Annotated in this window: 9 protein-coding genes, 1 tRNA gene and 1 pseudogene; 7 read left to right on the top strand and 4 right to left on the bottom strand. The window is 59.6% G+C overall.

Features of this window, described 5'->3' with window-relative positions; translation table 11 throughout:
* Window positions 1-81: 81 nt before the first annotated feature.
* Window positions 82-157, top strand: a tRNA-Asn gene (locus tag AB5Y84_RS15470).
* Between the two features lie 471 nt (window positions 158-628).
* Here the strand turns inward: AB5Y84_RS15470 and AB5Y84_RS15465 are convergent.
* Window positions 629-793 carry a hypothetical protein gene (locus AB5Y84_RS15465; protein ID WP_368177311.1) on the bottom strand — a complete coding sequence of 55 codons (165 nt, stop codon included), beginning with the start codon at window positions 791-793 and terminating at the stop codon, window positions 629-631.
* Between the two features lie 137 nt (window positions 794-930).
* Here AB5Y84_RS15465 and AB5Y84_RS15460 point away from each other — a divergent pair, with 137 nt between their 5' ends.
* A complete protein-coding gene (locus tag AB5Y84_RS15460; protein ID WP_069555802.1) occupies window positions 931-2,616 on the top strand; it encodes an aspartate:alanine antiporter in 1,686 nt (561 codons plus the stop codon).
* 326 nt (window positions 2,617-2,942) lie between these two features.
* Here AB5Y84_RS15460 and fabB read toward each other — a convergent pair whose 3' ends face one another.
* Window positions 2,943-4,154: a beta-ketoacyl-ACP synthase I gene (gene fabB / locus AB5Y84_RS15455; RefSeq protein ID WP_368177310.1), complete on the bottom strand. Its 1,212-nt coding sequence runs from the start codon at window positions 4,152-4,154 to the stop codon at window positions 2,943-2,945.
* A 90-nt stretch (window positions 4,155-4,244) separates the two neighbouring features.
* On the opposite strand from fabB, the gene mnmC reads away from it, so the two are divergent.
* Window positions 4,245-6,263 (top strand): bifunctional tRNA (5-methylaminomethyl-2-thiouridine)(34)-methyltransferase MnmD/FAD-dependent 5-carboxymethylaminomethyl-2-thiouridine(34) oxidoreductase MnmC, encoded by a 2,019-nt coding sequence (gene mnmC / locus AB5Y84_RS15450; RefSeq protein ID WP_368177309.1) that lies wholly within the window; start codon window positions 4,245-4,247, stop codon window positions 6,261-6,263.
* Between the two features lie 95 nt (window positions 6,264-6,358).
* Here mnmC and AB5Y84_RS15445 read toward each other — a convergent pair whose 3' ends face one another.
* Window positions 6,359-6,955 (bottom strand): DUF922 domain-containing protein, encoded by a 597-nt coding sequence (locus AB5Y84_RS15445; RefSeq protein WP_058056880.1) that lies wholly within the window; start codon window positions 6,953-6,955, stop codon window positions 6,359-6,361.
* Between the two features lie 183 nt (window positions 6,956-7,138).
* On the bottom strand, window positions 7,139-7,603 hold the full coding sequence (locus AB5Y84_RS15440) for a hypothetical protein (RefSeq protein ID WP_368177308.1): 465 nt from the start codon (window positions 7,601-7,603) through the stop codon (window positions 7,139-7,141).
* A gap of 195 nt (window positions 7,604-7,798) precedes the next feature.
* Between AB5Y84_RS15440 and dcuC the strand changes: the two genes are divergently transcribed.
* The 4 genes and pseudogenes from dcuC to AB5Y84_RS15420 form a co-directional block, all read left to right on the top strand.
* Window positions 7,799-9,151, top strand: coding sequence for an anaerobic C4-dicarboxylate transporter DcuC (dcuC, locus tag AB5Y84_RS15435; protein ID WP_005336914.1), 1,353 nt, complete (start codon window positions 7,799-7,801; stop codon window positions 9,149-9,151).
* 90 nt (window positions 9,152-9,241) lie between these two features.
* Window positions 9,242-10,888, top strand: coding sequence for a bifunctional UDP-sugar hydrolase/5'-nucleotidase (locus tag AB5Y84_RS15430; protein ID WP_368177307.1), 1,647 nt, complete (start codon window positions 9,242-9,244; stop codon window positions 10,886-10,888).
* A 189-nt stretch (window positions 10,889-11,077) separates the two neighbouring features.
* A complete protein-coding gene (locus tag AB5Y84_RS15425; protein ID WP_139462803.1) occupies window positions 11,078-12,721 on the top strand; it encodes a hypothetical protein in 1,644 nt (547 codons plus the stop codon).
* 104 nt (window positions 12,722-12,825) lie between these two features.
* Window positions 12,826-12,953: pseudogene (locus AB5Y84_RS15420) on the top strand (IS3 family transposase); the annotation flags it as partial.

Raw genomic sequence — 12,953 nt, 5'->3', positions numbered from 1 at the left:
GCGGTACACCCGTGCCATCATACCGCGAATGGCTTGACCACCTCGGACACCTTCTGTATGATGCTCCTCCTTGCCTGATGTTCCCCCGTAGTTCAGTCGGTAGAACGGCGGACTGTTAATCCGTATGTCACTGGTTCAAGTCCAGTCGGGGGAGCCAATTCCTCACCATCTCGGTGCAAGTTATCCACTTTAGTGCCCTCTCCTGCCAATTTTAATGCACAAGATCCTTCTTGCTGCTGACGCTCCCTTTTGTTACCCGTCCCGGCTCGACAGAGTTTTCTCCTGTCGCATCTAACTATTTGATTTTTATACAAACATTTTTCTTCCGGTATTTTTTGAACAGCCCTTGCATCCCAGTGCTGGCGCGGCTTTCAGGGTGATGAACAAGTTTCATAAACAGGGTTATCCACAGATTCTGTGGGTAAGTGCAGCAAGCCCTGTCAGGACGCGGGATTGCCCTTGATGACCCCCGGCGAAGAGTCATTTTGCTGGCCAACCTGATTTTATGCTGTTTTTTTGCTCCCTCAGGAACAGCGGGGTGACAGGCTCTATTGGCACTTTTTAGAGGCATCTTTTTGCCAACCCTTTTCCCGTGGGCGAACGGGCAAATATCAAGCTGATTTGCCCCTCAGCCAAGCATGGCGGCCATCGGTTGAATCTGCTGAAACTGATCCCCGCCAAGCGGCCGGACAGCAGAATCTAAAATATCGGCCTGCGCCAGAGCACTTCGGTCGCGGGCAGCAGATTTCACTAATTGACAACGGCGGTTACAGCAAAAATTGCCAGATTTCATCCGCTTGTCTCCCTATCACGCCACCGGTTCCACAAATAGCGTCCGATAACGTCCGATTAATCGCTCCCTTGCGCTTCTTTATTGGGGATAGATCCGGCACAATATCGACCCCACTTTTTTCCTCGGTTTTTCCGGGCATGACCATAGATTTCGTGACACTGCTGCATCAAAGCGACTCCCTGCTGCTGTTCGTGGTATTGGCCTTCGGCCTGCTGCTGGGCAAAGTGCGGATTGGCAACTTCCAGATTGGCAACACCATAGGTGTGCTGTTTACCGCCCTGCTGTTCGGCCAGATGGGGTTCGAGTTTACTGCCACCACAGAAAACGTCGGCTTTATGCTGTTCATCTTCTGTGTGGGAATTGAGGCTGGCCCTCACTTCTTCAGCGTCTTCCTGCGTGATGGCATCCACTACATTACTCTGACTCTGGTGATCTTGCTGACCGCCCTGCTGCTGACAGTGGGGCTCGCCAAGTTCTTCAATCTGGGGCCGGGCATGGCGGCGGGGATCCTAGCGGGTTCCCTCACCTCGACCCCGGCGCTGGTCGGTGCCCAGGATGCCTTGCGCAGCGGTCTGCTCAACCTGCCCCATCAAACCGATATGCAGGCGGTGCTGGACAACATGGGCATTGGCTACGCCCTGACCTATCTGGTGGGTCTGGTTGGCCTGATGCTGGTAGTGCGCTACCTACCTTCGCTGGCACGGCTCGATCTCAACACCGAGGCGCAAAAAATTGCCCGTGAGCGGGGTCTCTCCGACAGCGACAGCCGCAAGACCTACCTGCCCATCATCCGCGCCTATCGGGTTGGCCCCGAACTGGCAGCCTGGATCGGTGGTCGTACCCTGCGAGAGACCGGTATCTATCCCCACACCGGCTGCTATGTAGAGCGGATCCGCCGCAACGGCATTCTGGCCAGTCCCGATGGCGATGCCGTCATTCAGGAAGGGGATGAGATCGCTCTGGTGGGCTATCCCGAGAGCCACGAGAAGCTGGACGTAAACTACCGCAACGGTAAAGAGGTGTTTGATCGCAACCTGCTTGACCTGCAGATCGTCACCGAAGAGATAGTGGTAAAGAATGACTCCGTGGTAGGCCGCCATCTGGTGGAGCTCAACCTCACCGAGAAAGGGTGCTTCCTCAACCGGGTGGTGCGCTCCCAGATCGAGATGCCATTCGATCGCAACATCATGCTGCAAAAGGGCGACGTACTGCAGATCAGCGGCGAGAAGCAACGGGTCAAACTGCTGGCCAACAAGATCGGCTTTATCAGCATCCACAGCCAGACCACGGATCTGGTGGCTTTCACCACCTTCTTCGTGCTCGGCCTGCTGATCGGCTCCGTTTCGCTGGTGTTCGGTCAGATCGAATTCGGTCTCGGCAACGCCGTCGGCCTGCTGTTGGCTGGTATTCTGATGGGGTATCTGCGGGCCAACCACCCGACGGTAGGCTATGTGCCGCCCGGCGCTCTCAGATTGGCCAAGGATCTTGGTCTGGCGGTCTTTATGGTGAGCACGGGCCTGAAAGCCGGTGGCGGCATCCTCGACCACCTCAGCGAGGTGGGTACGGTAGTGCTCTTCTCCGGCATGCTGGTGACCACCTTGCCGGTGCTGGTAGGCTATCTGTTCGGGGTCTGGGTGCTCAAAATGAACCCGGCGCTGCTGCTCGGTGCCATCACAGGTGCCCGTACCTGTGCCCCGGCGATGGATGTGGTCAACGAGGCAGCCAACAGCTCCATTCCGGCGCTTGGCTACGCAGGTACCTATGCGGTGGCCAACGTGATGCTGACCCTGGCGGGCTCCTTTATCATCGGCTTCTGGTTCTAGCCAGCAGCCATCAAGCTACCGCTAACAAAGAAGGGAGCCTCAGGCTCCCTTCTTGCTATCTACTCCACTAGAGAGATGTAGAGCAGCCTTATGGGGGTGACATCACATGCCCCCCACCATCTGCACTGAACTCTGCCACCAACCCACTCTCCCTATTCCACAATGGCCGATGCTCTGCTCTGCTCTGCTCTGCTCTGCTCTGCTCTGCTCTGCTCTGCTCTGCTCTGCTCTGCTCTGCTCTGCTCTGCTCTGCTCTGCAATGAGTGATGGCAGATCCCGAAGACAAAAAAAGCGCCCTGAGGCGCTTTTTTCATATCAACCGGATATCAGCCTTTGAACTTGCTGAACACCAGAGAGGCGTTGGTACCGCCAAAGCCGAAGCTGTTGGACATGACGGTATTGAGTTCGGCCGCTTCGTACTCGCGCACGATGGGTAGACCTTCCGCTTTCTCGTCCAGGGTCTCGATGTTGATGCTGGGGGCGATAAAGCCGTGTACCATCATCAACAGGGAGTAGACAGCCTCGTGCACGCCGGCAGCGCCCAGCGCATGACCAGTCATCGCCTTGGTTGCGGAGATCTTGGGACCGTTGGCGCCAAACAGAGTCTGGATAGCTTCCAGCTCTTTGGTATCACCCACCGGAGTGGAGGTGCCGTGGGTGTTGATGTAATCAACCTTGCCCACACCCTGCATCGCCATCTTCATGCAACGCACCGCACCTTCACCGCTCGGCGCGACCATGTCGTAACCATCGGAGGTGGCACCATAACCGGTCAGCTCGGCATAGATGTGAGCACCACGTGCCAGCGCATGTTCCAGCTCTTCGATCACCAGAATGCCGCCGCCACCGGAGATAACGAAACCGTCGCGGTTCGCATCATAGGTACGGGAGGCTTTTTCCGGCGTGTCGTTGTACTTGGTGGAGAGCGCGCCCATGGCGTCAAACTGGATGGTAGAGGACCAGTCCAGCTCTTCACCGCCACCGGCGAAGACCACATCCTGTTTGCCAAGCTGGATCAGCTCAAGCGCGTGACCGATGCAGTGAGCAGAGGTGGCGCAAGCTGAGCTGATGGAGTAGTTGACACCCTTGATCTGGAACGGGGTCGCGAGGCAAGCAGAGGTGGTGGAAGACATGGTGCGTGGCACCATGTAAGGACCCACACGCTTGACCCCTTTCTCGCGGGCGATATCCACAGATTCCGAGGTGTTCTTGCCGGAGGCACCACCTGAACCGACCACCAGGCCGGTACGCTCGTTGGAGACCTGATCTTCCGCCAGACCGGCATCTTCAATGGCCTGCTGCATGGAGAGGTAGGCGTAGGCCGCAGCGTCGCCCATGAAACGCATGACTTTACGGTCGATCAGTTCAGACGGATCGAGTTTGATGTTACCCCAGACACGGCTGCGCAGGTTGTGCTGCTCGAACTGCTCGGAATAGGTGATGCCGGATTTACCTGCTTTCAGGGAGGCCAGCACTTCTTCCTTGTTGTTGCCGATACTGGAGATGACGCCGATACCGGTGATCACTGCTCTTCTCATTAATTCATCTCGTCTGGAAAAACTGGCGCCAAGTCTACCCGCTTTCGGCTGCCAAACTGGTCTGCTTTCACGTAGAATGCCCGCGATTTTGTGACGCGAGCCGAGGAAAACGTGAGTCAAACATCCTTACATCATGCCCGATTGGACTGGAATGAAGCGGGAACTCCTGTCTCCAGTGACTTCGGGGATGTGTACTTTTCCAATGATAACGGTCTAAGTGAAACCCGCTACGTCTTTTTGCAGCAAAACCGGCTACCTGCGCGATTTTCGCACCACGATAGTGACAGTTTCGTGATCGGTGAAACAGGTTTCGGCACAGGCCTTAACTTTCTGGCGACAATGCAAGCCTTCCTGGAACAGGCGCCCCAATCCGGTAACGGCTCCCGTCTGCACTTCATCAGTTTCGAGAAATACCCCCTGACCCAAGACGATCTGCGCAAGGCGCTGGCCGCCTGGCCTGAACTTGGCCACTTGAGCCAGGATCTTGTCGCCCAATGGCCGCTGCCGGTCTCCGGTTGCCACCGCCTGCATTTTGCGGGTGGCCGCATTCGCCTCGATCTCTGGTTTGGCGACATCAAGGATATGCTGCCGCAGGTGCCTCACCGGGCAGAAGGTCTGGTGGACGCCTGGTATCTGGATGGTTTCTCCCCGGCCAAGAACCCGGAGATGTGGACACAGGATCTGTTTGATGGTCTCGCTCGCCTCGCCCGTCCCGATTGCTCCATCGCCACCTTTACCTGTGCCGGTTTTGTCCGTCGCGGCCTGATTGCCGCCGGTTTTGCCATGAAGAAGGTGAAGGGCCACGGCAGCAAACGGGAGATGCTGGTGGGGGATCGCACCGACAAGCAGCCGCAGCAGACCATCGCCCCCTGGTATGCCCGTCCTGCCGGACGCACTGGCGAGGTGGTGATCATCGGCGGCGGCATCGCCTCGGCCATGACGGCGCTCTCTCTGGTGGAGCGGGGTCGCAAGGTGACGTTGCTGTGTGCAGATGGCGAACCGGCCACCGGCGCCTCCGGCAACCGCCAGGGCGCGCTCTATCCCCTGCTCAACGGCGAGCACGATGCCCTGTCACGCTTCTATTCGCTCGCCTTTGGCTATGCCCGCCAACGGCTGCTGGCGTTGGCCGAACGCCATCCTATCGCTTTCGAATTATGCGGAGTGACCCAGCTCGGTTATGACGACAAATCGGCAGCCAAGTTGGCGAAAATGAGCCAGGGCCCCTTCCCGGCCGAACTGATGCATCCCCTCTCTACAGCAGAGGTAGAGCAGGTGGTTGGCCTGCCCTGTGGCCACAGCGGCGTCAGCTATCCGCTGGGAGGCTGGCTCTGTCCGGCCGATCTCACCCGAGCCGCCCTGAAAGAGGCGCAAGCCAGCGGCCTGCTGCAGGTGGAATACCACACCCAAGTGGTCACCATAGCCGAGCAGACCGATGCTTGGCACATAGAGAGCCAGGACGGCCGCCACTGGCAGGCCCCCAATCTGGTGGTCGCCGCCGGTCACCAGTTGCCAGCACTGCTCCCCTTTGCCGAGCTGCCCCTCTATCCGGTGCGCGGTCAGGTGAGCCATGTGCCAACCTCGGCCAGCCTGAGCCGGCTCAATACCGTGCTCTGCTACGATGGCTACCTCACGCCAATGCACAACGATCAACACTGCATCGGCGCCAGTTATGGCCGTAACCAGAGCAGCCTTGAGTTTCGTGCCGAGGAGCAAATCCAGAATCAGGTGCGGTTGCAAGCCTGCCTGCCGGAGCAAACCTGGCCAGCCGAGGTGGATGTGAGCGGCAACGAGGCGCGCGTGGGGGTGCGTTGTGCCAGCCGGGATCACCTGCCGGTGGTGGGGCCAGTGGCCAGACTGCAAGGTCTGGCGGATCACTATGCGCAGCTGCAGCATGATCAGCGCAACGCCCAGCCACTCCCCCTTCACCCCGGCCTCTATGTGCTGGGGGCGCTCGGTTCTCGGGGTCTCTGCTCGGCGCCGCTCTGTGGCGAGCTGCTCGCCAGCGAGATCTGCGGCGATCCCCTGCCGCTGGCCGCCGATCTGCTGGAAGCGCTCCACCCAGCCCGTTACTGGGTGCGCAAACTGCTCAAAGGCAAGGCGCTAATCTGAACCGGACTCTGCAAGCAAATAGAATGGCCGCCCATCGGGCGGCCATTCTATTTATCAAATCGTGCGATGCTGGATATTGCGTCTTGAGATAGCGCTTACTTGGGCCAGTGCACCCCGAGCTGTTCGCCGTAACCTGTCTGACGCTGGAATCCGTCGAGCCGTCCCTTGACCTTGTTCAGCTCGCCACTACCTGCTGCCCACGCGGCATAGCGCAACGCCTGACAATCTGCATGTCCGGGTAGCCCAGCAATAGCGCCCCCCACCTGATTGGCCCCCTGCAGCACCATCTCCTTGAAGCGGGATTCGTAGTCAAACATGCTGGAGAGCAGCCGCCCCCAGCGCTGGCGGGCAGGATCGTTACTGTTCGCGCTCTGACGCCAACGGGGCAGCAACACAGTGGCGTTGGTGGTCACCGTCACCCGGTTGAGCTGGCAGCGACCCGGCAACTGCTCGGTATCCAGCTGCCAGTCCACCTGATAACTCGCCTTGCCGAGTACGGGCTTGCCATTCACCTTGGGAGCACTCTGGGCAATCGCCCGGGCAAGCTGCTCCGGACTGGTTGCATTGACCTCATAAAAACGGACATTGATGCGGGACTCTGGCACCACTTGCGGCCGACTCGGCTGAGCCTGACTCATCAGGGGCAACAGCAACAACCCGACCCCCACTACTCCATAAACCTTGCTGACCATGCCAGACTACCTTCCTTGATTGCACGGGCGGAGTACCAACCTTGGTGAACCCCACCGCCACACAGATGACGGGTATAGCCTATGTGTGACGACGAGGCGGCGCAATACAATGATGCGCCCAGAAATCAGAGCACGCTCACAGGTTGCGTGAGCAGAGTATGGCACAAGGGCAAAACTGTATTTTTATTGAGCATGACGGCTGATGCGCTGCCAGTCGAGGTGATAGTTTTTCACATTGATATCATGACCATCTATCTGAATAAAATGATCATTTTTAAGACGGTTGGCAAAAAAGTCCTGATCTGCCCCCTCATTGAGCCACAGCTCGCAAAGTCCCCGTTTTCCCTCTCTGGCATAGAATCTCGGGGTGACCAGCAGCGCAACCCCATCTACCCGGATGGCATGACGGGCTAGGCAGTTAGCTTCGGTGGTTTTGGATGCCAGCGCGGCAAAACGGGGTCTGTTACCCTCGGCAACCACCAGTACGCCGTAAGAGTGAGGAGCCATGAGACGCCGCATGGCGACCGCCTGATGAGGACCGGTTTGATGAAAACCGTCATTGGTTACTGCAAACACGCAAGTAGGTGAAAATAACATCGCAAGCAGAAAAAGAGAGCGTTTAATGCCTGAAAAATCACCAATCACCATATAAAAGCCTCAAAAGACAACCAAGGCTGGCAAGGGTAGGTAGCCAAACCCGCTGGGTAAAGTACCTTTACCTTTCTTTAATTCTGTTCATGGGGTTAAACGTTGATTTAGCTCACACAACATCCTGTTTCCAGTCGCCACTCTACCCCTATCGGAATAGACTCCCTCCACTCTCATCCAATCAGAAGGCAACATATGCTGGAACTCATCGTTGGCACCCTGGTCACCCTGGTGGTGGGCCGTGCCATTTTCAAAGGATACTCTGCGACCGGGGTGCTGCTGAGCGGCGGCTTGCTGCTACTGGTCATCACCGCCATGATGGGCAAGCCGGTACTGCCGAGCAAGGTGGTCAGCACCGGCTATATCGCAACCGATATCTTCGAATACGTCCGCTTCCTGCTCAATGACCGTGGCGGTGGACTGGGGATGCTGATCATGGTGCTGTGCGGCTTCGCCGGCTACATGAGCCATATCGGCGCCAACACCATTCTGGTCAAGCTGGCCAGCAAACCGCTCGGCATCATCAAGTCCCCCTATATCCTGTTGGTGGCTGCATATCTGGTGGCCTGCGCCATGTCGCTGGCGGTCAGCTCCGCTACCGGCCTCGGCGTGCTGCTGATGGCCACCCTGTTCCCGCTGATGGTCAACATGGGGATCTCCCGTGGCGCGGCTGCGGCCGTGTGCGCCTCGCCAGCCGCCATCATTCTGGCACCAACCTCAGGGGACGTGGTGATGGCTGCTCAGGCCGCCAACATGCCGCTGCTGGATTTTGCCTTCAAGCTGACCCTGCCCATCTCGCTGGTGGCGATCGCCTGTATGGCGGTGACCCACTTCTTCTGGCAGCGCTACCTTGACCAGAAATCCGGTGAGCACAACGAACCGGTCGCACCGGGTGATCTGGTGACGACTGCGCCTGCCTTTTACGCCATCCTGCCCTTTACCCCCATCATCGGGGTGCTAGTGTTTGACGGCAAATGGGGTCCGCAGCTGGATATCGTCACCATCATCGTCATGTGCATGGTGCTGGCCAGCCTGCTGGAACTCGTGCGTATCCGCAATGGCAAGGAGCTGCTGGACGGTCTCCAGGTCTGCTGGCGCAACATGGCTGATGCCTTTGCCGGTGTGGTCATGCTGCTGGTCGGTGCCGGCGTCTTCGCCCAGGGTCTGATGACCATCGGCTTTATCGACACCCTGCTGGCTCACGCGCAGGATCTCGGCTCCGGCGGCCTGATCATGATGCTGTCACTGGTGGTGATCACCACCCTGGCCGCCTTCACCACCGGCTCGGGCAATGCCCCCTTCTACGCCTTCGTGGAGCTGATCCCCAACCTGGCCAGCAGCCTTGGTATCAATCCGGCCTATCTGGTGATTCCCATGCTGCAAGCCTCCAACCTGGGTCGCACCATTTCTCCGGTCTCCGGGGTGGTGGTCGCCTGTGCCGGGATGGGCAAGCTCTCGCCGTTCGAGGTGGTCAAGCGCACCAGTATGCCGGTCGCCGTCGGCCTGCTGGTGGTGATCGTCGCCACCCAGATCATGGTACCCGCCTGATCGTTGACCAGCCCGGCACCCTGCCGGGCTGGTATCCTCCCCCCCCTTTGCAGTAGACTCGGTGCTCATTTTCCCCTAAGGAGGACCGAGATGAGTATTACGGTTCAACTTGCCCATTTCAGTGATTGCCACTCCCACTTCGATGGCGCGCCCATGAGCTTCTCCCCTGTCGGTGAAGGCCAATGGCGCACCCAGTGCGGCGGTTATGCCCGGATCCTGACCCGACTGACCCAACTGCGTGCCCAAGCCGCAGCAGCCGGCCAGCGTTTTCTGTTTCTGCACGGTGGCGACTCCTTTCAGGGCTCTCTCTATTTCAACCGCTTCAAAGGGCGCGCCAACGCCGACCTGCTCGCCATGCTGGCCCCCGATGCCATGGTACTTGGCAACCATGAGTTCGATCTGGGTAACGGCCCGCTGGTGGAGTTCTTGCGCCAGCTCGATTTTCCGGTGCTGGCCGCCAATCTGGACAACAGTCAGGAGCCTGCCGACACGCCGCTTGGGTTGTGGGATATTCCCCACCTCTACGACGCCCATCAGCCCTGGCATCGCCGGGTGATCGACGGGGTTCCCTTTGCACTGCTCGGCATCACCCTCGCCCAGATGGCTGCCATCGCCAACCCGGATCCCCACACCCGTTTCCACGCGGTCGCCGACACCCTCACCCGGGTGCTGCGAGAGATCAAGCGCGAAGGGATCCAGCATATCGTGCTGCTGAGCCACCTCGGGCTGGATCAGGACAAGCTGCTGGCCGAGCGCTTCCCCGAGCTCAGTCTCATCATCGGTGGCCATACCCACAGCCTGCTCGGCGATCTCGCACCGCTGGGTCTGCCAAGCGAAGGCAGCTATCCGCTGATGAGCAACGGGGTGGCCATTTTGCACGCTGGCCACAGCGCCCTCTGCCTCGGTGTCTGCGAGCTCACCTTCGATGAGTCGGGCCGCGTCGTGCAGAGTCAGGGGCAGCTGGAGTGGCTCCCCTGGCAGCCCTGGCCGTTCGCTTCCACCCCGCCTGTCGGGCTCACCTTCTGCGAGCCGGATCCACAGCTCGAACAGCATCTGGCCAAACGCTACCGACCGGAGATTGAAACCATGAGCCAGCGCATCGTCACCCGACTGGCGGCGCCACTGCCCCATCAGCGGCTGCCGGATGCCACCCTGCCCCACGGCAGCCAGCTCGCCCCGCTGGTGGCCCGTGCCATGCTGACCGCCGCCCGTGAACAGGTAGGCGAGGTGGACTTTGCCCTGCACAATGCTGGCGGCGTGCGCTGCTCGCTGGAGCCGGGCCCCCTGAGCGAAGCGGATATCGCCGGTCGCCTGCTGCCGTTTGCCATTCCCCTCACCCTCTATCGGGTGCACGGTCACGAGTTGGCGGAGGCGCTGGAAAATGCCATCGACAATGCCACCAACAATGGCGTGGTCGGCAATGGCAACGGCAGCTTCCCCTACACCGCGGGGGTGCGATTCACCTATCAGGCCGATCGGCCCAAGGGCCAGCGCATCACCCGACTGGAGTGGGAAGCCGCTCCCGGCCAGTGGCAAGCGGTCAATGCCGAACAGATCTATCGCGGAGTGTCGAGCGCCTATACCGCCTCCGGCAAGGAGGGTTACACCGCACTGGCGCGCACCCTGACCCAGCACAATCAGGAGCTCGGCATCACCCTGGCCGACGCTTTTATCCGCTGGGCCCGTCACCTGCCCACACTGGAAGCGCAGCCCCCCCTAGTTGAGTACATCCATTGATGCAGAGGGGGAATGGCTTTGCCACATCCCCCTGACGGCCAATATTGCCGCAGCCAGCGCCCGGTTCCCTGCAAGAACCGGGCTTTTTCGAGAATATTTGCCCCACACGGGCCAGCCCCATTGCATCGCACTCACTAGCTCGGCAAGATAGGCCCGCTTTCAAGACCAGCTGCAGGAACAGGCGACTTCATGAATCACTCCATCCGTTTCACTCCCCCTCGCGTCAACCCGGGTATCAAGCCAGCCATCGTGCTGCTGACCGCCCTGCTGGCGCTGCTCTTCTGTCTGCGCAATCCGCTCTTCCACGCCATGGCGCCGGGGTTTGATGCCTCGCTGTTCGCGGTGATGGGCAAGATGTGGAGCGAAGGGGGCGTGCTCTATCGCGACATGATCGACATCAAGGGGCCGATGATTTTCGCCCTCGACGCGCTGGGTTATCGAATGGGGGGATTTGTCGGGATCTGGGCACTGGAGTGGGTGCTCTGCTGGCTCGGACTGCTGGCCAGCTGGCAAGCCTTTGCCCAGCTAGGACTCTCGTTCAAGGCGCGCCTTGGCGCCATGCTGGCGGTGCTGGCTCTCTACGGCACCCGTTACTACTACGGCAACATGACTGAGGACTGGACCTTCCACCTCGCCCTCATCGCCCAGTGGGCCTTCATTACGCTGCTGCTGGACAAGGGATTTCGCTGGTGGCCGGCGCTGGTGGCGGCACTCACATTCGCCATCGTCGCCTGGATGCGCACCAACAACGGCGCCTTCTGGGGCGCCTGGTATCTGGTGCTGTTCTGCCACTGGTGCCTGCACGAAAAGTGGCGTGATGCCATCTTGCTGCTCATCTCCAGCCTGCTGGGGCTGGCACTGATTGGCGGCCCGCTTTACGCCTACTTCCAGCAGCATGATCTGCTGGCGGCCTTCAAATACTACGCCTTCGACATCTTCTTTGAAGGGAGCTACGGCAATGGCTTCTCCCCCATGGTGGGCGCCGTCGGCCTGCTGCGCACAGGCCTTGTGATGCTGCTGCCCGCCTTCATCATTCTGATGCTAAGCCGCCGTCAGGAGTGGTATCTGCCCGCACTGCTGGCGACCCTGTTTGGGGTGCTGTTTACCCTGATCGCCAACTCGGTCTCCGGCCATGTGTTCGATCACTACGACGTGCTCTATCTGCAACTGGCAGTGCTGCCGCTGGCGGTATTGCTGGATCGCAGCGAACAGCAGGCTGATGCGATCGGCCTGCTCTGCATCTCGCTGGTGGTACTCACCGCCAGCTGGCTGCTGGCCCAGCAACTCGCCTTTGGCTGGAGCACCAAGGAGTGGTCCCTCGAGCGGGTCAACGAGGTGCTCGGCACCAGCCTGCTGTGGGCGCTGCCGGTGCTGATCCTCATCCCCCTCTGGCGCGCCTGGGATGTACGCAGTGCCACACCCTGGCTGGCAACGCTGGCCATGCTGCTGCTGATGATCAACAACGCCTGGGAAGGCACCCTCAAGGGTCGCCCTTTCAATCCGGCCGCGCAGGTACGGGTTGATCGCATCAAGGCCGAGACAGTCCCGAGCGACAAGATCTGGGTCGATGGCATCCAGCCGCAATATTATCTCTGGACCGATCGCCAGCCGGCGTCCGCCTATCTCTTCTTTGCCAACGTCAATCCGCCCTATGACGTGCGCGAGCGGGTGCTGGCCGATATCCAGCGCCAGAGCCCGAAGTTCATCATCGCCAAGCCGGATCGGGTGAGCGAAGAGCTGAAAAAACCGAGCTCCCCTTCCCATCTCGCCTTCTATCAATACCTGACCAGCCACTACGAAGAGGTGGATCCGGGTCTCTATCGTCGCCGATAACCAGCTCAGAGACGCAAAGGGCGGCCATTTGGCCGCCCTTTTTCTATCCCCTGTCCCGTCCTGAATATGGTTTACACCTTTCCCCCCAATAAATGGAGAACCCGATGGGACAAGGTGTGAAACGGACACAGCGCGATTACTCGCTGACTTTTAAACTGGCGCTGGTCGAGCAGATTGAAAAAGGCGAGCTCACCTACAAACAGGCTCAGGTGCGTTATGGCATTCAGGGCCG

This window comes from Aeromonas sp. s11 (genome assembly GCF_040907945.1).
GTDB lineage: Bacteria > Pseudomonadota > Gammaproteobacteria > Enterobacterales > Aeromonadaceae > Aeromonas > Aeromonas veronii.
Note: the sequence above shows the minus strand (reverse complement) of the source record. Positions and strands in the feature narration are given on the sequence as shown.